This window comes from Actinoallomurus sp. NPDC052308 (assembly GCF_040679195.1).
Lineage (GTDB): Bacteria > Actinomycetota > Actinomycetes > Streptosporangiales > Streptosporangiaceae > Actinoallomurus > Actinoallomurus liliacearum.
Genome location: NZ_JBFAUM010000002.1, coordinates 1,085,452 through 1,104,894, shown reverse-complemented (window position 1 = coordinate 1,104,894; position 19,443 = coordinate 1,085,452). Strand labels below are relative to the sequence as shown.

The 19,443-nt window shown below is 69.4% G+C and carries 19 protein-coding genes; 8 read left to right on the top strand and 11 right to left on the bottom strand.

Annotated elements, in window-relative coordinates:
• Positions 1-33: 33 nt before the first annotated feature.
• The 4 genes from AB0L00_RS11270 to AB0L00_RS11255 all read right to left on the bottom strand — a co-directional run bounded on the left by AB0L00_RS11270 (position 34) and on the right by AB0L00_RS11255 (position 4,364).
• Positions 34-1,035 carry a J domain-containing protein gene (locus AB0L00_RS11270; RefSeq protein WP_364431529.1) on the bottom strand — a complete coding sequence of 334 codons (1,002 nt, stop codon included), beginning with the start codon at positions 1,033-1,035 and terminating at the stop codon, positions 34-36.
• The gene (locus AB0L00_RS11265) at positions 1,032-1,781 is read right to left on the bottom strand and encodes a hypothetical protein (protein ID WP_364431526.1); all 750 of its coding nucleotides are present in this window, start codon (positions 1,779-1,781) and stop codon (positions 1,032-1,034) included. The genes AB0L00_RS11270 and AB0L00_RS11265 overlap by 4 nt, the downstream gene beginning before the upstream one ends.
• Positions 1,782-1,920: 139 nt before the next feature.
• A complete protein-coding gene (locus tag AB0L00_RS11260) occupies positions 1,921-2,733 on the bottom strand; it encodes an SAM-dependent methyltransferase (protein ID WP_364431523.1) in 813 nt (270 codons plus the stop codon).
• A gap of 164 nt (positions 2,734-2,897) precedes the next feature.
• Positions 2,898-4,364 carry an FG-GAP-like repeat-containing protein gene (locus AB0L00_RS11255; RefSeq protein ID WP_364431520.1) on the bottom strand — a complete coding sequence of 489 codons (1,467 nt, stop codon included), beginning with the start codon at positions 4,362-4,364 and terminating at the stop codon, positions 2,898-2,900.
• A 382-nt stretch (positions 4,365-4,746) separates the two neighbouring features.
• Here AB0L00_RS11255 and AB0L00_RS11250 point away from each other — a divergent pair, with 382 nt between their 5' ends.
• Positions 4,747-8,127: a phosphodiester glycosidase family protein gene (locus AB0L00_RS11250; RefSeq protein WP_364431517.1), complete on the top strand. Its 3,381-nt coding sequence runs from the start codon at positions 4,747-4,749 to the stop codon at positions 8,125-8,127.
• Here the strand turns inward: AB0L00_RS11250 and AB0L00_RS11245 are convergent.
• The 5 genes from AB0L00_RS11245 to AB0L00_RS11225 all read right to left on the bottom strand — a co-directional run bounded on the left by AB0L00_RS11245 (position 8,111) and on the right by AB0L00_RS11225 (position 12,323).
• Entirely contained in the window at positions 8,111-9,139 is a 1,029-nt protein-coding gene (locus tag AB0L00_RS11245) for a hypothetical protein (RefSeq protein ID WP_364431514.1), read from the bottom strand. The genes AB0L00_RS11250 and AB0L00_RS11245 overlap by 17 nt on opposite strands.
• 216 nt (positions 9,140-9,355) lie before the next feature.
• Positions 9,356-10,360, bottom strand: coding sequence for a hypothetical protein (locus AB0L00_RS11240; RefSeq protein WP_364431511.1), 1,005 nt, complete (start codon positions 10,358-10,360; stop codon positions 9,356-9,358).
• Entirely contained in the window at positions 10,357-10,776 is a 420-nt protein-coding gene (locus AB0L00_RS11235; RefSeq protein ID WP_364431508.1) for a hypothetical protein, read from the bottom strand. Before AB0L00_RS11235 ends, AB0L00_RS11240 begins: the two co-directional genes overlap by 4 nt.
• A 58-nt stretch (positions 10,777-10,834) precedes the next feature.
• The gene (locus AB0L00_RS11230; protein WP_364431505.1) at positions 10,835-11,704 is read right to left on the bottom strand and encodes a hypothetical protein; all 870 of its coding nucleotides are present in this window, start codon (positions 11,702-11,704) and stop codon (positions 10,835-10,837) included.
• Positions 11,705-11,759: 55 nt separating this feature from the next.
• Positions 11,760-12,323, bottom strand: a complete 564-nt coding sequence (locus AB0L00_RS11225) for a hypothetical protein (protein ID WP_364431502.1) — start codon at positions 12,321-12,323, stop codon at positions 11,760-11,762.
• A 261-nt stretch (positions 12,324-12,584) separates the two neighbouring features.
• Between AB0L00_RS11225 and AB0L00_RS11220 the strand changes: the two genes are divergently transcribed.
• Both AB0L00_RS11220 and AB0L00_RS11215 read left to right on the top strand, forming a co-directional pair.
• Positions 12,585-13,430, top strand: a complete 846-nt coding sequence (locus AB0L00_RS11220; RefSeq protein WP_364431500.1) for a hypothetical protein — start codon at positions 12,585-12,587, stop codon at positions 13,428-13,430.
• 193 nt (positions 13,431-13,623) lie between these two features.
• Positions 13,624-13,953, top strand: a complete 330-nt coding sequence (locus AB0L00_RS11215; RefSeq protein WP_364431497.1) for a hypothetical protein — start codon at positions 13,624-13,626, stop codon at positions 13,951-13,953.
• 275 nt (positions 13,954-14,228) lie between these two features.
• On the opposite strand, the gene AB0L00_RS11210 is transcribed toward AB0L00_RS11215, so the two are convergent.
• Complete coding sequence (locus AB0L00_RS11210; protein ID WP_364431494.1) at positions 14,229-14,669, bottom strand: DUF6086 family protein; 441 nt, start codon at positions 14,667-14,669, stop codon at positions 14,229-14,231.
• A 165-nt stretch (positions 14,670-14,834) separates the two neighbouring features.
• Here AB0L00_RS11210 and AB0L00_RS11205 point away from each other — a divergent pair, with 165 nt between their 5' ends.
• The 4 genes from AB0L00_RS11205 to AB0L00_RS11190 all read left to right on the top strand — a co-directional run bounded on the left by AB0L00_RS11205 (position 14,835) and on the right by AB0L00_RS11190 (position 18,050).
• Positions 14,835-15,266, top strand: a complete 432-nt coding sequence (locus tag AB0L00_RS11205) for an SRPBCC domain-containing protein (RefSeq protein WP_364431491.1) — start codon at positions 14,835-14,837, stop codon at positions 15,264-15,266.
• A complete protein-coding gene (locus AB0L00_RS11200; protein WP_364431488.1) occupies positions 15,256-15,585 on the top strand; it encodes a metalloregulator ArsR/SmtB family transcription factor in 330 nt (109 codons plus the stop codon). Before AB0L00_RS11205 ends, AB0L00_RS11200 begins: the two co-directional genes overlap by 11 nt.
• 69 nt (positions 15,586-15,654) lie before the next feature.
• Positions 15,655-16,404: a DUF899 family protein gene (locus tag AB0L00_RS11195; protein WP_364431485.1), complete on the top strand. Its 750-nt coding sequence runs from the start codon at positions 15,655-15,657 to the stop codon at positions 16,402-16,404.
• A 386-nt stretch (positions 16,405-16,790) separates the two neighbouring features.
• The gene (locus AB0L00_RS11190; protein WP_364431483.1) at positions 16,791-18,050 is read left to right on the top strand and encodes a glycoside hydrolase family 76 protein; all 1,260 of its coding nucleotides are present in this window, start codon (positions 16,791-16,793) and stop codon (positions 18,048-18,050) included.
• A gap of 61 nt (positions 18,051-18,111) precedes the next feature.
• On the opposite strand, the gene AB0L00_RS11185 is transcribed toward AB0L00_RS11190, so the two are convergent.
• Positions 18,112-18,600: a cupin domain-containing protein gene (locus AB0L00_RS11185; protein WP_364431641.1), complete on the bottom strand. Its 489-nt coding sequence runs from the start codon at positions 18,598-18,600 to the stop codon at positions 18,112-18,114.
• A gap of 159 nt (positions 18,601-18,759) precedes the next feature.
• Here AB0L00_RS11185 and AB0L00_RS11180 point away from each other — a divergent pair, with 159 nt between their 5' ends.
• Positions 18,760-19,347, top strand: a complete 588-nt coding sequence (locus AB0L00_RS11180; RefSeq protein WP_364431480.1) for an HD domain-containing protein — start codon at positions 18,760-18,762, stop codon at positions 19,345-19,347.
• The last annotated feature ends 96 nt before the right edge of the window (positions 19,348-19,443 follow it).

Here is a 19,443-nt window from a genome sequence, read left to right as displayed (position 1 = left end):
GGGCGACTCCGTCAAGGGGCGTGGTGCGGTGGTTCAGCGCCGGGTGAGCACGCCCGACGCCGTGACCTTGCCGTTCGCGTCGTAGTAGGTGAGAGCCAGCTTGCCGCCCTTGCGGGGGACGAGGTGCAGGTCACCGACGTCGCAGCCGTGCTTCCCCGACCCGAAGACGGTGTTGACCGTCAGCCGGTCCCGGGTGACGGACGTCGGCACGGCGGTACCGACGCACTTGCCGTCGAGGTAGCGGACCTTGCCGTCGTGCTTGCCCGCGCGCAGCGTCACCTCGGCGTTCCACCGGACCGGCTTGCCGTTCCGCTCGGTCGCGTCCCGCACCGTTCCCGACCACGTGCCGGCGAATGAGGCCGGGACGGCCGTCTTGGGCCCGTGCTCGTCCTTCCCGGAGAACAGGTGGCCGAGCAGCCACACGCTGACCGCGGTCACGACCACGGTCCACCAGGTCATCTTCAAGGCACGCTTGATGCTCTCCGTGAGCGACCGCTCTTGTGGCGGCGACCCCGGTGGCGGCGGTGGCTCGTACTCGTATCCCCCGGGCGGCGGATTCTCGTACTGCGGATTCTCGTACTGCGGCGGGGGCCGGTACTGCGGCGGCGGGCGGCCGAGGTCGGCGGCGTCCCAGGGGTCCGGGGGAGCGGCCGGGCCGGTCTCGGCCTCCGCCCAGGGGTCCCGGGGCGGCGCCGCGCCCGGTGCCGCGCGGGCCCACGGGTCGTCGACGGCCTCGGCGTCATCCGGCTCGTCGTACTCCTCGTACTCGTCGTATTCCTCGGGTTCCACCGCGCCGGACCGGTAGGCGTCGTATTCGGCGCGGTGGTGCCGCAGGACGTCCCGGGCGGCGTTCAGCAGGCGGATGACCTCTTCGGCCATGACCTTGGCCCGCGCATCCGGGTACAGGTCCGGGTGGTACTTCTTGGCCAGCGCGCGGAACGCCTGCCGGATCTCTTCCTGCGTGGCGTCGGGATCGACGCCGAGCAGGTCGTACGCGTCGTTTCCCTCGAGCTCGGCGAAGTCCGCCGACCTCACCTCCCGATCCGGCGCGCCACCGACGCCCGGTAGCACGTCAGCGACCAGTGCGCGGTCGCGTCGGAGTGGCCCGCCGGGATCACCTTGGTGCCGCACGCGACGGTGACGTCACGCGCCCCGGCCAGGAAGACCATGAACATGGTCAGCTGGTGCTCGTACCCCTCGTACGCCCAGTTGCAGCGCAGCACGCGCTGCCCGGACGTGAACGGGGTCTGCAGCAGTTCCTGGGTGCGCGGCGGGAGGTTGCCGAGCAGCCCCCGGTCGGCCGCGCTGAGGCCGTCGACCGGCGCGACCGGCGAGCGCGCCCCGGAGGCGAGGGCCGGACCGGACGCGGGCGTGTGCGGCGGCGGCCGGTGGTCCACCTGGACGTGCCGCAGCGAGCCGGGCTCGAACACGAACGCCGAGATGGCGTAGACGGGCCGGTGCTCGGTGCTGATCCGCGGCTCGGCGATCGCCAGACCCCGGTCGCCGAAGACGACGGCGTACGGCCGGCCGTCCAGGCTCGAGCCGTCACGCCGGGCGTACCAGTCGATGACGCCCCCGGCGAGCTCCATCAGGCGTTCCCGGGTGCGCTGGCCGATCATCTCCCAGCATTCCTGGCGGAGTTTCTCGCCGCCGTCCAGGCCCATCTGCGAGGCCTGGTGCAACGGGGCCGTGGCCCCCGAGAAGCGGTCCAGCCCGCCGCCGCCACCGCGCGCCGGCGACCGGTCGCCGCCGGTCGGGACCATGGGGAAAGACGAGTCCACGCGCCGAGCCTCCTGACCAGCTCCTGTCGACCGTTGACCCCATTATGTCGATACCGGTGATCCGCTGTCCCGGCGGAGGAGGGTCATTGCGAGGTTCGGAAGACGACCCGTGCGGGGGACGGAGGACGAACGGTCACCCTCAGCGCTTGCGGCCGGCGGCGCAGAGCATCCAGACCGAATCGGCGTCCTTCACGGCCTCGGGGTCGTCGGGCCGCCACTTCGGCAGGTTGACGAGGCCGGGTTCGACCAGGTCGTAGCCGTCGAAGAGCGCCTCGATCTCCTTCGGCGAGCGGAGGACGGCCGGTGAGGTGGCGCGCTGCTTGTACACGTCGGCGGCCGACGCCGCGCCGTCGGCGCCCTGCTCCGGCGGGGTGATGTGGGACAGCGCCAGGTAGCTGCCCGGCACGGACCTGTCCCGGAACGCCGAGACCAGCCCGTACGGGTCCTCCTCGTCGGTGATGAAGTGCAGCACCGACATGAACAGCACGGCCACCGGCTCGTCGAACCGGATCAGACGGCGCGTCGCCGGGTGGTCGAGGATCGGGCCCGGGTCCCGCATGTCCGCCTCGACCACGGCCGTCGTGCCGTTGTCCGGCAGCAGCGCCTTCGCGTGGGCGCGGACGATCGGGTCGTTGTCGACGTATACGACGCGGGCGTCGGGCGTGACGGCCTGGGCCACCTCGTGCACGTTGCCCTGCGTCGGCAGCCCGGTCCCGACGTCGATGAACTGCCGGATCCCGGCCTCCTCGGCGAGGAAGCGCACGACCCGGCCGAGGAACGCGCGGTTCTCCCGCGCCAGCACGCGCACCTCCGGGGCCGCCGACAGGACCTGCTCGGCCGCGTTCCGGTCGACGGCGAAGTTGTCCTTGCCGCCAAGGTAGTAGTCGTACATCCGGGCCGGTGTGGGCCGGTCCGTACGAAGGTCGTGAACCGGGATCTCCTCGTCTCCCATCGCGGTCCCCCCTCTTTTCGGTACGCGTGTTCTGACAAGTTTGTCGACTCAGGCAACGAATGTGAAGATCATTCTGTTCCCTGGCGGCCTCGGCCGGGGCCGGGAGCGCGCGCGGGCGCGGCGCCTCGCGGCACCGCGCCCGTCGGGGACGTGCGGGTCCCGGATCAGCTCGCCGAGCCGTTCCAGCCGGTCGTGAGCTGCTGCCGGGCGGAGTACCCGGTGGCGCGGCCCGCGTAGACGTACATCACACCGGTGCTCGCCTCGACGCCGACGAGGTCCGAGACGCCGTCTCCGGTGATGTCACCGGTCAGCGTCAGCGAGCGGATGCCGCCCCAGCCTGAGCCGAGCTGCTTGGGCGTCCCCACCTTCTTGACGCCGCCGGGGTAGACCCACAGGGTGCCGTCCGACTTGCGGACCGCGAGGAGGTCCGGCTTGCCGTCCCCGGTGATGTCGGTGACGCCGGCCAGCTTCTCCATGCCGTTCCAGCCGCTGTTGCCGATCTTGATCCGGGTGCCCACCTTGTTGACGCCGCCCGGGTACAGCCACAGCGTGCCGTCGCTCTTCTGGACCGCGATCAGGTCGGCCCGGCCGTCACCGGTGATGTCGCCGATGCCGGTGAGCTCGGCCATGCCGCTCCAGCCGCTGTTCCCGATCTTGATGCGGGTGCCCACGGCGTTCGTCGCGCCGGGGTAGAGCCACAGCGTGCCGTCGCTCTTCTGCGCCGCGATCAGGTCGGCCTTCTTGTCGCCGGTCAGGTCGCCGATGCCGGTCAGCTCGCGCATGCCGTTCCAGCCGCTGCTGCCGATCAGCTTCCGGCTCGTCGCGGCGAACTTCGGGCCGGGGTACAGCCACAGCTTGCCGGTGGCCTGGTCGACCGCCACGGCGTCGGCCGTGCCGTCGCCGGTCTGGTCGCCGAGGGTGGACAGCCCTACGTCGGTGCGGCCGGTGACCAGGAACATCCCGGTCGGCTGCATGTCCGCGGCGAGCTTGGAGGCCGCGATGGTGTGCGTTCCGCCGGTGGACTTCCAGGGGTCGAAGACGGTGATCGTCCCGGCGCTACGGTCGTACCCGTACGCGACGATCGCGTGCCCGACCTTGCTGCCGGTCATCTTGGAGTTCCACGGCAGCTTCTCCATCCACACGCCGAGCACGGGCGCCCGCTTGAGCACGCCGACGTCGTAGGACACCTTCGCCATCAGGCTCGAGGACGTCGAGGCGTCCGCGAAGCCGTACGAGTAGCCCAGCGGGTCGACGTAGGAGTTGAGCACGGGCCGCGCCTGGGCGCCCGTGGTGCCCTTGGTGGCGCTGGTCCCCATCTGCTTAGCCAGCGTGGTCTGGCTCACCGAGACGCCGAACGTCGACAGGCTCATCGACGACGACGTCGGCACGCAGTTCATGTTCGTGGCCTGGTACTGCCCCTTCAGGGACAGCTTCGCCGACGTCGGAGCCGCGGCCGCCGCGGCGGCGGCCACCTTCGGCGCCATGGCCGTCGTTGCGGGTCGCGCGACGAGGTTCGCGCCCGGCTTCGGCGGCGCCGGCGCGGCGTCCGCCGCGTCCGTCAGACCGCCACCCGCCAGGATAAGCGCCGCCACCGAGCCCATCGGCAGCACCCGTCGGCCGAACGACCTCATTCGATCTCCTCACGTTCATGCCGGTCCGCCGCGGCCGGGGCCGGCCTCGGAGGGCGGGCAGCGCCGGACGGGGGACGGCCGGTCGGATACCGGCCACGATCTTCGACGGTGCCGCGTCAGGGATGGATCCACAGAAAAGGGGCGGGGTGGCACGCCGAGGACAGGCCGGGACGTCGTCGTATGCCGGTCTCTGAAATAGGGGGATCGCTGATGGATCGCTCCAAAGGCCGGTTCCCGGATCGTACCGGAACACGATCTTTGTCGGGGAAGAAACCCCGTGGCGAAAGATGTTCATCTGCGCGACGGCGACCCGTCAAGATCGGTAATAGTGATCCACCGCCACGGAGCGCTAACCTCCTGCGGCACCCCCACGGAGGCCTCCATGCGCGTACGATCCCTGCTGACCGCAGGCGCCCTCGCCCTCGGCGTTCTCGGCTGGAACGTTCCGGCCTGGGCCGAGCGGCCGCCGCGCGTCCCGGCGCCCTCCTACCAGACCGCCGTGCCCGGCGAGTCGGTCGAGGCCGACCGGGTCGACCAGCCCGTAGCGCCGGGGATCGTCCGCACCACCTTCGACACGTTCGGCCGTACCGGCTGGACGCGCGTCCACGTCCTCAGCGCCGACCTGAGCGACCACTCGGTCGGCGTCGACCTCGTCGGCCGCAAGGTCAGTGAGGCACGGCCCCTCGCCCAGGCCGCCGACGAGCAGCGCGCGGTCGCCGCCGTGAACGGCGACTACTTCGATATCACCGAGACCAACGCCGCCATCGGCCCGGAGATCCAGAACGGCGCCATTCGCAAGGGCACGGCCCAGCCGTCGACCGTCGCGGCCATCGGCACGGACGGCCTCGCCCGCCTCGCCGACCTCGCGATCCAGGGCACCGTCACCGTCGCCGGCACCGAACGCCCCCTCGCCGCGCTCAACTCATCCAGCGTGCCCGCCGACGGCATCGACGCCTTCACCCCGCAGTGGGGACCGGGCCTGCGCACCCTCATCCGCGACTCCGGCCCGTACACCGAGGTCGTCGTCGCGGGCGGCAAGGTCACCGCGGTGGGCGACCACCTCACCACCACGCCCGTGCCCGACGACGGCCTCGTCCTCCTCGGCCGCGGCGCCGCCGCGCAGCAGCTCGCCACCGCCCGGCCGGGCGACACCGCCGCCATCACGTTCGCCCCGAAGACCGACGCGAAGCTGAAGGCGGCGCTCGGCAGCGGCGCGGTCCTCGTCCACCAGGGCGAGGCGGTCGACTTCCCGCCGAGCACCGGCAACGACGCGCTCAAACCCCGCACCGCCATCGGCTGGAGCGACGGCGGCCGCCGCCTGCTCCTCGTCGCCGTGGACGGATCGTCGAGCTTCTCGGCGGGACTGTCCTTCGACGACACGGCCCGGCTGATGGCACGCCTCGGCGCCGGCGACGCGTACATGCTCGACGGCGGCGGCTCCACCGAGGCCGTCGCGCGCCGCCCCGGCGACTCCGGCGTCAGCGTCGTCAACACCCCGTCCGACGGCAACGAGCGGCCCGTCCCGAACGGCGTCGGCCTGTTCAGCCGCAAGGGCTCGGGCACGCTGCAGGGCCTGGACGTACGGCCGCGCGCCGACCGCGTCTTCCCCGGCCTGACCCGTGACGTCGCGGCGGCCGGCTACGACGAGACGTACGCGGCCGTCTCCGTGAGCGGACGGAACGTCTCCTGGAACGCCGTCCCCGGCCGACTCGGGCACGTGAGCGGCGGCGTCTTCCACGCGTCGGCGCCGGGCTCGGGCCGGCTGCGGGCCCACGCCGGGGCCGCGAGCGGCGAGCACGACCTGCGCGTCCTCGGCCCGCTGCACCGGCTCGCCTTCACCAGCCGCGCCGTCACGCTGCAGCCCGGCACCGCGACGAGCATCGGGCTGACCGGCTACGACGCCGACGGCTTCAGCGCCCCCGTCGCCCCGCGCGACGTCACCCTCTCCTACGACCACGACGCCATCGACGTCACCGCCGAACCCGACGGCGACCTGAAGGTCACCGGCAAGCCGGGCGCGACCGGCACCGGCACCACCCTCACCGCGACCGTGCGCGGCGTGACCGCCAAGGTCCCCATCGCGGTCGGCCTCATCGACAAGTCCCTCGCCGAGTTCGAACCGGACGAGAAGTGGACCGCGTCCGCCGCCCGAGGCACCGCGAAGGTCACCACCGTCGAGGCCCCCGACCGCCCCGGCGCGCCTGCGGGCAACCACGCGCTGCGCCTGACGTACGACTTCACCGGCCAGCCCAGCACCTCCGCCGGGTACGCCGTCGTCCAGCCGGCCCCGCTCACCCTGCCCGGCGGCGCGAGCGGCCTCGCCCTGTGGGTCAAGGGCGACGGCAAGGAGCACTGGTTGCGCGCCACCCTCCGCTCGCAGGGCACGACGAACGTGCCGTTCACGTTCGCGCTCAGCGTCGACTGGACCGGCTGGCGCCGCGTCACCGGCACCCTGCCCGCCGGGTTCGCCACCCCCATCACGCTGCTGAACGTCTACGTCGTCGAGACCGCGCAGGACAAGAAGGACGCCGGGGAGCTGGAGTTCGACGCCCTCGCCGCCCAGGTCGGCGAGCAGCCCGACGCACAGGAGCCACCCGCCTCCGACCCGTACGTCCTGGAGCAGCGCGGCGTCGGCGCCGGCCGCTGGACGTACGCCCTGATGTCCGACCTGCACGTCAGCGCCGCCGCGGGCGCCGACTCGTTCGCCGCCAAGCAGGCGGCCGCCGCCCTCGACCAGGCCGTCGCCGCCAAGCCGGACTTCATCATGCTCAACGGGGACTTCGTCGACAGCGACAGCGCGGCGGACTTCGCGTTCGCCCAGCAGCTGCTGAAGGACCACGTCCCGGCGAGCCTGCCCGTCTACTGGGTGCCCGGCAACCACGAGGCGGGCCTCGGGTCGAACGGCGGGCTCGACAACTTCGTCAGCGCCACCGGGCGCAAGACCCGGCAGGTGTTCGACCACAAGGGGACGCGTTTCATCCTGCTCGACTCGCACAGCGGCAGCCTGCGCACCTCCGACTGGGACCAGATCCCCGCCCTGCAGGACGAGCTGAACAAGGCCGCCACCGACCGTACGGTCACCGGCGTCGTCGTGGTCTTCCACCACCCGCCGCACGACCCGTCCGGCGCCGGCGACTCCCAGCTCACCGACCAGCTCGAGGCCGGGCTGGTCGAGCGATGGCTGGCGACGTTCAGGGAGGAGTCCGGCAAGCCGGTCGCGCTGTTCAGCGGCCATGCCCACACCGCCGCCGTCACGCGCGCGGACGGCGTGCTCGAGGTGAACACTCCGGCGGTCGGCAAGACCCCTTACAGCTCCCCGGACCAGGGCGGCTTCTTCGGCTGGATGCGCATCGGCGTCGACCCGCACCCGGGTCGCGTGCCCGCAGGGCTGCCGGACCCCGGGACCCGCGACTGGCTGCAGGCGGAGAGCCGCCCGCTGATCGACGGCATCGACCTGCCGGCGCCCGGACCGCTGCCCGTGGGCGGGGCCGAGAAGGTCACCGCGACCGGCCTGACGAGCGGCTTCGGCCTGAAGTTCCCGCTGCGCTACCCGGCCACCGTGACCTGGAGCGGAGGCGCGGGCCTGCTGGTGACCGCGTCGCCCGAGGAGGCCAAGGCCGCCCGCCACCGCCGCGACGTCCTCGCCGTCCTGAACCCGGAGACCGGCACCCTCACCGCCCTCCGCCCCGGAACCGTGACCGTCACGGTCACCGCCGGCCCCCAGACCAAGTCCGCCCCCGTCACCATCACCCCGGCCGCCTGACGACGGGCCGAGGCAGATTTCCGCATCCATTAGCCACGGTCGCGTTGAACAGGAACTTCGGCATCGGACTCAGATCCGCCTCGCTTCCCTCATTGCCCCAGGAATACGCATTGGCATAACGGATGGGATGGCCGTTGACGCATGACGGGGTAACTCGGAAAGGCATGCCGTGTGGTTTTGAATCGGCGCCGACCGTCACTGATTGTTGTTTCTGTCCGCCGATGGCATAGGTGACTCTCAGTCGAAATGTGACCGCATATCTTACCGAAGCGACACCGATTGACATTGCGGCTGTGTCACCATTGTTCAGGGCGATGTCCGGATGCGCGGAATACAAGTCGCCGACCGCGCGTGGATCGTCAAGATCACTTATCCCGTAATTTCCTGCGCGCAGTCGATGTGCTTCGACCACCGGGGGCGCCTGGTCGAATCTGATGACTAGTTTTGAGAGTACTTCACCGGCGCCATTGAGATGAATCAATGTGCCATTGACCGCCGGAACCCGGGCGACATCGACCGCAGCCACGTCCGTTATGATGATCTGCTCGTTGCGACGGCTGCTGATCCGGAGCCCTATAAGTGCCTCATTGAGTATGTAGGCCCCATCTTTCGCTGCTCCGTTCAATGCGTAATCCATGCCATGCATTTGGCTTGTCGTCAACGAGATCCGCCGAGGAAAAACCCAATCTATTCCTTCGCCGTTCAGGTCGCCAAGGCGGTCGACGTTCACCGAGATGGCATAGCTGGAGATGCTGCGGATTTTGTCTTTGAGGCTCGCGGACGGATAAATGGCTGAAGCCGTGGACCATACTGCGCCGACGATTGCGCCGACCGCCGCTACTGTGCCAGAAAAAGTGACTACCTTTGATCCGAGGCCGAGTCTTCGCCACTTTTTCCATGCCCTCGCCCAGAAGCCTGTCTTCTTCTTTTTTCCCGTGCGCCTGCCAGAAGGATCGGACGCTCGTCGTGATTTTGCTATTTTTCGGCCTCCGCTACGCTTGGATTTTCCCACTACTGCCCTCGGTTAGGAAACTATTCGTATGGCATCACAATCAAGGGGGCATACCATGATAGCTCGCTGACCTTTCCGAGGGGAAGACAGTTACCTAATTAGTTGATCCATTATTTATGCCGGGAACCCGTCCGACCCGGATCCGCTCCCATCCGCCGATCCGATCACTGGGAGGGGCGTCCACGGCTCGCAGGCGCCGCAGGCCGAGCGGCCGCGTCACCTCGACGTGGGGCGGAATCCGCATGGGTCGTCGGGGTTCCGGATGGCGGCCCGGAATCCCGGAGCGTCGTTCGGGGAGGGGATCTCCATGCGTTCCCCGATACTCGCGACGTTGTCCGCCAGCGTGTTGGTCAGCGTGGCCAGCTCGCGCTCCTGATCGGCTATCGCCTGTTTGACCTGGTCGACCGCTGTCCGCATGTTGGCGAGGATCGCCAACGGGGTTCCGCCCGAGATCTTCGCCTTGTCCTCGCGTGACCCCGCCATCGAGGCATTGGCGATCGCATTGGCGAATGAGAAGGCGGCCATCGTCGCCGCGAGCGCACCCCCGGCGGTCAGCACCGAGGCGGCGGCGGTACCGACGGTGACGGTCGCCGTGATCGTGGAGGGGGAGCAACTGCACATCGCCGACTCCGCGTGCAGCGCCTGAACGGTCTTCTGACCGATCTCCCAGACATCGGCGTTCGCACGGGCCCGAATCTCCTGATGCGCCTGCAGAATGAGCGCCAGCGACCTGGCCAGCGCGGCCTGCAACGGGATCGCAGTCTCGATGTGATTGACGAAGAACAGGTCGAACTGAGCGCGCGCGGCACCCTGCCAGTTCTCGAGATGGGTGCCGATGTCGTGCGTACGATCGGCGATCGATAGGCGGTCGGTCCATCCTCCGGTGTGCTTGGGCAGCGGGCTCAGGAGCTGTTTGCCGGAGTCCCCGCTCCGCGGATCCAATTTCACGGCGTTCGCGGGTTCGAGGTTATCGGCGACGCTGAACAGGTCATCGACCGCCGACTGGGACGTGGCCGGGTCGGTCATGCCGTATGAGGCGAACAGTTGAGGGACGCCCGCGTACTCGGTGTTGACCTGGTTCATCTCGGCCTGTCCCCTGTACGGGTCTACGGTGGCGCTGTAGTTGTGCCGAATCGCCTTGAGCGCCGCCTCCAGCACCTGCCGGCCGCACGCACTCATCTCGTCAGCATGGTGATATGACACGCCGCATTCCTCCGTCACTCATGAGTCATGATCACGCGGGGCGGCGGCGGGGGCAGCTTCTTGTCGTCAGCGATGCTGAGGACGCGGTCGGGCGCTCCACCGCGCCACGCCTTCCGGACCTGCGCTGCGGCGTCGGCTTCCGCGGCCTCGTAATGGGCGGCGACGTGGACCATGGCGTCGCCTGCCGCCTCGAAGCTCTTGGCCGACCGGCCGAGGACATCCTGAAGCCTGTTGCGCAGCGCGGTCCAGGGTGCGCGAAGCTGGTCCTGTGCCCCGCCGGCTGCGGGACAGGGGGCGAACGCGGTGTTGTCATAGCCGGAGGTGTCGGCGACGCGATTGTTCAACGTGGCATAGGTCCGAGCCAGGTGCGGCAGGGTGATTCTCCCGGCCGCCAACAAGTGGTTGAGCTCTACGACCAGGAAGGATTCTGTCATTGCGCCCTCGGTTCATGTCGGTGCGCCGGATCGGGTAATGGGTCGCCGGATGCCGCCGTCACGAACTCGGCAGGCATGACGATGACGGGCTGAAGAACGGCAGGTCGGGCGATTGCGGATCGGGATCCAGCAGGACGTCGGTCCGCGCCGGATCGGCGCCCTTCGGGGCCCATGCGACGAACCGCACCCGCTGACCAAGCTTCAGATCCGGGCCGATGCTCTGGCCGTTGATGTCGAGCAGCCGCCCGGACGAGTCCCGAAAGATCACCGAAGCTGCGCGTCTTCCCGGAGAGACCTCAGCGGGCCTCCACGTCACCTTGAAGGACACGTCCGCCTGGCCGTTCAGCAGCGTTGGACTGTCATCGCGCTTCCCAACCGTGACATCGGTGGCATGGGCAGCCGTCTGGTAGCCCGAGGTGGAAGGGTCGATCCAGCAGACTTCGCCCCCGAACGGCTCGGTATCCGGCTGCACCCTCAGGCTCGCGACCCCACCGTGTGCCTCCTGGCGGTCGAAGTAGGTCCAGCCGCCGGCCCGCTGACCTGGCATGATCAGCGAAATGGTGAAGTGAGCCTGGACCGGTCGGCCCGCGGACATCAGCTCGTGTCCCTGGTCGTCCAACGCCGACACGACGAACCTGGCATTGGTCGCGGTCCGTCGGCAGGGATTCTCAAGGATCGCGCTTGCGAGAAACAGGTCGTTACGCTGGTCCCGAGCGCCGAGTGCGTAGTGGTTCTGGCGCGTGATCGCCGACTCGGCGACCCGCACCTCGCACGACGGTCCGTGCGTCGACGGCTGCGCGCGCGGCGTGCGGTGAACTTCAGGATGAGGTGAAGAGGCGCAGGCGGTCGCCACCGTGGTCAGTGTGACGACCGCGACGAAGCGGCGTGCCGACCGAGCGCTTCGGCCGCCCGTCCCGTGGTCGGGCATAGGAGTGAGAGTCGTATCCGTGTGGTTGCCCACGATCGTCGCCTTCCCGTCGTGTCTACCGCGGTGTGCGCCGCTCGGAAGGACCGAACCGGTGGCGCGCCGTACCGGAGATGCCCGAGCCGTAGTGCTCGTCCTTGAGCCTTCGCACCTCAGCTTGGTGACGAGCGAGCACCTCCCGGAACGCGGCGAGGAGACCGGTCGTGAACGCGTCCTCGGGAACTCGCCCGATCGTGCCGTCCGCGATGCGCACGTCCCAGCGGACGAGCGCCTGACTGACGACGGTGATCCGCCCGTCGGGTGATGTGGCGGCCGTCCTGATCGCCGCGAGACGCCGGCGGAACTCACGGTCTTCGAGCCCGTATTCGATGGCGTCGTCGTGGATCACGTCCGGCACCGTCGCGTCGATGAGCTTCGTCTGGGCGCGCACATATCCCGCCATGACCCGCATCGCCAACCGGGAGAGCTCTTGCGCCAATGAGGTGCCGGAGTAGTGCCGGTAGTCACCCGGGCGAAATGCGAGTTGTATTCTTTCCCCCTGGCCGCCGAAAGTGGCACTTATCCGTCCATCGGGCGATGTGGCGGTGACGGCCAGTGATAAGAGTCTGTCCGCAAGATCCATGGTGCACCGCCTCCTCGGGGTCTGTTGATCGCACGCCGGACAGGGGCTCATACTCCCCGTCGTCGCTCCATGTAATCACAAGGTTAGCCGTCGGTAATCATAGGCTATTCGCGAGTTGCGGATCAAGATTTCAAGCAGGAGTTTGATGATCTTGAATGCCCATGTTTCGGGCATTCAAGAAGCTCTATTGCGGTGTTTTGAAATACCATGGTGCGCGGTGGAACATTATTTGCTGGAGTTCCGATGAGCATGGGGCGCTTTGTGACGATTGGCGGGCGAACCGACGGATCCATCCCGCAGGAGTTGGTCGTCCACCACGCCGCCCCCGACGGCCACCCCGTCCACGTCGCCCCACCGCAGGGCGAGACCTGGGACGCCACCGTCGCCGTCCGGGGCGACACGATCGCCGCGACCACCCACTCCATCGACGACCCGGCGACCCCGCCCAGGCTCTACACGATCACGGAGGCGCGCGGCGTCCGGCCGGTGCCGCTCCCGCCCATCCGCCACGGTCGCGCGATCGACCTGGCCATCTCGCCCGACGGCGCGGACATCTTCCTCGTCCTCGACGCCGGCGACACCGAACGGGAGGAGTACCTCCTGGTCGCGCCCGCGTCCGGCGACGGCCCGGTCCGCGTCTGGCCGCTCGACCCGGCCGCCCACGTGCTCGGCATCTCGGCCGGTCCGGACCGCGACCTCGCGATCCTCACCGTCGGAGCCACCGGCCGCACGCAGCACCGTCGCGTCGTCCGGTCGCGCACCCCGTCCTCGGGCGTCCTGCTCGTCGAGGACGGTGACCACGGCATCCATCAGCTCCGCGCCGCCGAGATCTCGGCGGACGGCTCCCGGCTGGCCCTCGCGTACACCGGCGACGGGGGCGCCACCTTCAACGTCGCGGTGCTGCCGGTCGGCGGCGGTCCGCTTCGCGTGCTCTGGCGGCGCCCCTGCTCGTGGGACGACCCGGACGAGGTACGCCTGTCGTTCGACCGCACCGGACAGCACCTGCTGCTCAGCTACGGCGAGGTCATCGCGATCGCGATCACCGACGCCACCCGCCACATCCTCACCCGCGCTGCGGAGAATCGCTGGCAACGCGCCGCCTGGTAGCCGTACCGCATCACCCCGTCCTGGTCCGGCCACTCGCCGGAAAGCGCCGGAAAACAACGCCAAAAATGCTAATGTCCGCTGCTTATCAAAGATGTGGTCAAACGGGGGCCACATCGGAGGAGGTAGGACAGTGCCAACGCTGAAGACCTCACTGGCAGCGCTCGGGGCGACTGCTGCGCTCACGCTCGGAAGCATGACTCTGGGGGCCACCGCCGCGAACGCCGCGAGTTCACACCGAAACTGGACCCGCGTCAGCGCCCAGGGATACTCGAACGCCGCCGGGGTCGTGTTCCACCCCAAGGGTGACAAGTTCGACGTCTACTACAACGAGAACCTGCACGTCAGCGGGACCGTTCACCTGTTGTGGCGGTACAAGGGCAGCGAGACGATCCACCGCAAGGACTGGTCCACCCTGGTCGGCGTCTACCACGCCAAATACAACATGAAGGAACACAAGACGATTTACTTCCAGCTCTGCGTGGCCCAGTACTGCTCTCCGACCGTCTGGTACGGCACCACCTGACCACCGTCTCCTGAGACGTAGCCGGGACGCCCAGCCGCACCGTCGGCGGTGCGGCCGGCACCGTCACCGTCGCGGCGGCGCGCGTCAGCCACGCCCCGGACCCCAGGAACTGCGGGTCGACGGGCACGACCATCCGCATCGTCATCATTCCGCTCAAGAGCGGCGGCTCGCTGTCCTGGGTTCTGTACGTCCACACCGGCCGGCCCGGCGCGCTCGGCGACGCCGACATGGACAAGATGGTGCGGAGCGTTCGTATCGCGAAGTGAGCGCGGGGTCTAGGAGGGCATCGCCTTCGCGTGTTCGCAGATGTGCTCGACGAACTCGCGCTCCTCGTCGGTGGACGGGGTCACCGTGACGCCCGCCCGCGCCAGCAGGACGAGTGACGTGAGCAGCCAGCCGTGGAGTTGGCTGCGGTACACCCGGTTGGTCGAGGCGAAGTACTCCTTGTAGGCCACCTCGACCAGGGTGTCGAACGGCTGCGGGTCGATCTCGAACACGTCCTCGGCGACCGTCCTGACGCCGGTCGCCCGGCCTCCGCCCGCCGCGAGGCACTTCGTCATCCCAACGTACAGCCGGCCGGCCTCCGCCGACGGGGCCCAGACGGTCTCTCCGCCCACCCTGAACAGGCAACCCACCCTGACCACTCCAACCCCGACGACAGCGCGACCGACCCTGATCGTTGACGGCCCCTTGATGCCCGCTCGATCACGGTCCATGCACGCCAGGGAGGGTTCGCGGCGCGGCCGGGCACGGACCGGTGCCTGCCGGTCCGCTCCGGCGAAGGCATGGGATCGGCACCGGTTCGGCCCGAACGGGTTGATGCAACCGTCTGGTTGCCATAGTCTCGCAACCAGACGGTTGCCAACCCTGCGGAGGTCCTCGTGGCTTTTCCCGATCGCATCGAACGGACCGTGGAGGTCGCCGCCCCGCCGAGCAGGGTGTGGACGGCGCTCACCACGGCGGAGGGACTCGCCGCCTGGTTCGGCGACCAGGCGACGATCGACCTGCGTCCAGGCGGGGCGGGCCGGGTGACCTGGTCCGAGGGCCATGCCGTCGACATGCGGGTCGAACGGGTCGAGGAGCCGACGGTGTTCGGGTTCACCTGGCAGAACCTCGGGCTGCCCGAGGACGACCCGCGCCGTACCTACGTGGAGTTCACCCTCGAACCGGCCGGCGCGGGCACCCGGCTGACCGTGGTCGAGACCGGGTTCGCCCAGCTCCCGGACGACGTCCATGGCAAGGAGTACGACGCCCACACCCAGGGATGGGCGAGCGAACTCGGGGAACTGGCCGACCACCTCGATGCCGCCTGACAACGAAGCGATCGCCGAGCAGGTATTCGTCGCACTGGCCGACCCGACCCGGCGCGCCATCCTGGCCGAACTCGCCGCCAGGGGGCCGGTCACGGCCACGGATCTGGCCGCTCGCCTGCCCATCACGAGGCAGGCGATCGCCAAGCACCTGACCCTGCTGTCCGACGCCGGCCTGGTGACGGCCGAGCCGGGGGAGCGGCGCCGCGTACGGTACCGGCTCCGATCGGCGCCGATGCGGGTGGCGCAGCAGTTCCTGGCCGCACTCGCCCGCGACTGGGACGGCGCGCTCGACGCGCTGAAGAACCACCTCGAGACATGAACCCCGGCCCGCGGCCTCCCGGAGGCCCCGCCGGAACGAGAAACGCACGGTTCGGAACGGAGGAGATCCATGAACGTCGACTCGACGAACACGGCGATGCCGGCGGTGGTCGACCGGGCCACCTGGCAGGCCGAACTTGACGCGCTGCGGATTCGGGAGAAGGCGCACACCCGCGAGGGCGACGCGATCGCGACGGCCCGCCGGCGGCTCCCGATGGTGGAGATCGACCCCGCGGTCACGCTGATCGGCCCGCAGGGACCGGTCACGCTCCTGGAGGTGTTCGAGGGCCGCCGGCAGCTGATCGCGTACTTCCACATGTGGCACACGGGGCATTCCGCCGCCGAGCAGTGCGAGGGCTGCACCTTCTACAACGGGCAGGTCCGTGAGCTGTCCTACCTGCACTCCCGCGACGTCACCTATGCAACGTTCTGCCAGGGCCCGTACGAGGAGACCGTCCGCTACCGCGACTTCATGGGGTGGGACGTGCCCTGGTACTCCGCGCAGGACTCCGCCGGCCTCCTGCTCGCCGGGCGTCAGGTCGGCATGTTCCACCTGGTCTGCTTCCTGCGGCACGGCGACAGGGTCTTCGAGACCTACTGGACCAATGGCCGCGGTGTCGAGGCGATGGACTACAGCTACGCCCTGCTGGACCTGACCGTCTACGGCCGGCAGGAGACCTGGGAGGACTCGCCCGCCGGCTGGCCGAAACCGTGGGATCAGGCCACCGGCGACCAGGTCCGCACCGAAGGACGTCCCACCGCCCAATGGTCCCGCCTCGAATCCGGCCGCTCCGACGACCTGGGCGCAGCCCGGCACTGAGCGGAGGCCGGTCCGACGATCTGGGCGCAGCCCGGCATTGAGCGGAGGCCGGGCTCCTGAACGGCTCACCGCAGGACGTGGATCGAGCCCGCAACGCTCCACGCTTCTCTCCTGACCATTGACGTGACCGTCTGTCCGGATCAATAGTCGGTCATGTCGTCCCCCCGCCCCGCTCCAGGCCGACGGAGCCCCGCCCGCCCAGCCGTTCGCCGGTTCATTCGGCTCCTGACGATCGCCTCCCTTCTCAGCGCCGCATCCCCGCACTCGCCGGAACGGGCGCGGCCGCCGCGTCCATCTGCGACAAGTACTGCGACGGCCGCGACCCGGCCCTGGCCGCCGGCGACCGTACGCCCGTCCAGACCACCATCTACGCGCGGCAGATCGCGTTGCACTTCGACGACGCCGACGACATGGCCTGGGCGAGCATCGACAACGGCAACCCGGCCGACGAAGTATGGCTGGACCGTTCCTTCGACGGCGGCCAGAGCTGGAGCCAGGGCAGCAGGCTCGGCGACACCACCGTCCCGAGCGGCAGTCGCGGGTGGCGCACCCTCATGTACAACGTCGACGACTGGAACAACCGCGGCGTCGGCGCCGTACGCGCCTGCGGCAAGGCCGGCGACCGCGCCGAGATCGCCTGCACCCCCTGGGCCCGTACGACCTGGAACGCCGGCAGCCGGTCCACGGCCGCGGCGACCGCGCTGATGATGTACTACAACAACGGCACCGGCCTGTGGAACACCACCAACTGGTGGAACTCCGCCAACGCGCTGACCGCCGTCATCGACAACGTCCGGGTCAGCGGAATGGGCAGCTACAAGTACGCGATCGCCACCACGTACGACGACAATCTGTCCGCCCAGAGCGGCCAGTTTCGCAACGACTATATGGACGACACCGGCTGGTGGGGCCTGGCCTGGGTCGACGCCTATGACCTGACCGGCGACAGTCGTTACCTGACCACCGCCAAGACCGACGCGGACTGGATGACCTCGTACGCCGACGGCACGTGCGGGGGCGGCGTCTGGTGGCGAACTCAGCGCGACTACAAGAACGCCATCACCAACGAGCTGTACCTGCAGCTCACCGCCGCCCTGCACAACCGCATCCCCGGCGACACCAAGTACCTGAACCAGGCGAAGAACGAGTGGTCCTGGTTCAAGGCCTCCGGGCTGATCAACTCAGCCCACCTGATCAACGACGGCCTGACCACGTCGACGTGCAAGAACAATGGCCAGCCCGTCTACACCTACAACCAGGGCGTCGTCCTGAACGGCCTGACCGAGCTGTACCGCGCCACCGGCGACGCCGGCGTGCTCACCGACGCCCGTACGCTCGCGGGCGCCTCCACGACCGACCAGACCCTCAACCCGAACGGCATCCTCGCCGACCCGGGCGAACCCCAGTCCAACGGCGGCGCCGACGGCCCGTCGTTCAAGGGCGTGTACGCCCGCGGCCTGGCCGCCCTTAACAAGACGCTCGGCGACCACCCGTACACCGCCTACCTGAACCGCCAGGCCGACTCCGCCTACGCCCACGACCGCAACCCCCTCGACCAGTACGGCTACCACTGGGCGGGCCCCCTCGACTCCACCGACGCGGCTCGCCAGCAGAGCGGCGTGGACCTGATGAACGCCGCCGGATAACCGCATCCGCGTCGAGCCGCACGTGGCCGACGGGTCTGCCACCCATACCCGGGGAGACGGGTCAGCGCTCCGGAAGGGGGCCGATCAGCTCGATGCCGTACTCGGCCCCCAACTCCCGGATCCGTTCCGGTGTCGCCGCGTCCGTCTCGATCGCGCGATGCACGTCACGGAAGAAGCCCTCCGGCCCACCGGGGATGATCATGGTCAGCTTGCGCCCGCCCGCCGGCCCCGCACGCAGACCGTGGACCAGCCCGCCAGGCACGAAGACCACCGCTCCGGTACCGGCCGACACCCACTCGCCGGCCACGTAGAAGTCGTAGTGCCCGTCGAGGATGTACCAGAGTTCGGCGACGTCGTGCCGGTGCAGGGGAGTGGCGAAGCCGGGCGCGTCGACGCCCTCCAGCAGCCCCAGCCCGCCACCGGTCGACTCCGCGGACGCCTTGAGCCTCATGACCGAGCCCTCGGGCGCCGCCGCCATGTCTCCCTCGCCCGCGCCCAGCACGTACGGGCGGAGCAGCCGCCCCACCGCCTCGTTCTCCTCAACGGCCATGGTCACGCGCCCACGAACTCGACCGCGGTCACGGGATCACGGCGCAGGAACGGCGGAGCCGGATCAGGGCATGTACACCGGTTCGTCCGCATAAGACGATCTTGACACGTACTGGGCGCTGTTTGATCTTGGGGGGAGGTCGGTGGTTACCGTGGCCAGGTGGCCACCACCGCTCTGCAGCGTGCCCTCACCGAGCCCGGCCCGGACCTGCGCCCGCTTTCTCCGTGCGCCGAGGCCCTGCTCCGCGAACTGAACGCGCCACCCAGGCTCGCCGCCCACCTGCGCGCCGTCCACGACGTCGCCCTTCAGATCCTCGACTGGCTGGACCGCGACCACGGCGACGTGGCAGCCGACCGTGAGGCGGTCCTCTTCGGCGCGGCCACGCACGACATCGGCAAGACCATCCATACGGATGAGCTGTCCGGCCCAGGATCGGCCCACGAGAAGGCCGGCCACCGCCTGCTCCTGGACCACGGAGTCGAAGAACGCCTGGCCCGCTTCGCCCGTACGCACGCAGCCTGGACCGAACCCGGCATCACGCTCGAGGACCTGCTGGTCAGCCTCGCCGACAAGGTCTGGAAGGCCAAGCGCGTCCCCGACCTGGAGCAGCGGGTGGTCGATCACCTGGCGAAGGCGAGCGGCCAGGAGGCGTGGCAGGCGTTCCTGGACCTCGACGACCTACTGACCCGGATCACCGCCGACGCCGACCGCCGCCTCGCCTTCCAGTCCGCCTACCCGATCGCTTGAGGGTGGAGTCGATCAACGTCCGGTATGTTCCTGTCGGCATTACCGTTTCGGCAGATCGCTCAGGGGGTTCGCGGATGGACTTCGGCCCGGCTCCGA

Coding starts and splice junctions, on each gene's coding strand:
- AB0L00_RS11230 (WP_364431505.1), bottom strand. CDS start 11,704: ATGCCCGACCACGGGACGGGCGGCCGAAGCGCTCGGTCGGCACGCCGC.
- AB0L00_RS11250 (WP_364431517.1), top strand. CDS start 4,747: ATGCGCGTACGATCCCTGCTGACCGCAGGCGCCCTCGCCCTCGGCGTT.
- AB0L00_RS11260 (WP_364431523.1), bottom strand. CDS start 2,733: ATGGGAGACGAGGAGATCCCGGTTCACGACCTTCGTACGGACCGGCCC.
- AB0L00_RS11200 (WP_364431488.1), top strand. CDS start 15,256: ATGCCGCCTGACAACGAAGCGATCGCCGAGCAGGTATTCGTCGCACTG.
- AB0L00_RS11215 (WP_364431497.1), top strand. CDS start 13,624: ATGACTCTGGGGGCCACCGCCGCGAACGCCGCGAGTTCACACCGAAAC.
- AB0L00_RS11210 (WP_364431494.1), bottom strand. CDS start 14,669: ATGGACCGTGATCGAGCGGGCATCAAGGGGCCGTCAACGATCAGGGTC.
- AB0L00_RS11255 (WP_364431520.1), bottom strand. CDS start 4,364: ATGAGGTCGTTCGGCCGACGGGTGCTGCCGATGGGCTCGGTGGCGGCG.
- AB0L00_RS11195 (WP_364431485.1), top strand. CDS start 15,655: ATGAACGTCGACTCGACGAACACGGCGATGCCGGCGGTGGTCGACCGG.
- AB0L00_RS11185 (WP_364431641.1), bottom strand. CDS start 18,600: ATGGCCGTTGAGGAGAACGAGGCGGTGGGGCGGCTGCTCCGCCCGTAC.
- AB0L00_RS11225 (WP_364431502.1), bottom strand. CDS start 12,323: ATGGATCTTGCGGACAGACTCTTATCACTGGCCGTCACCGCCACATCG.
- AB0L00_RS11235 (WP_364431508.1), bottom strand. CDS start 10,776: ATGACAGAATCCTTCCTGGTCGTAGAGCTCAACCACTTGTTGGCGGCC.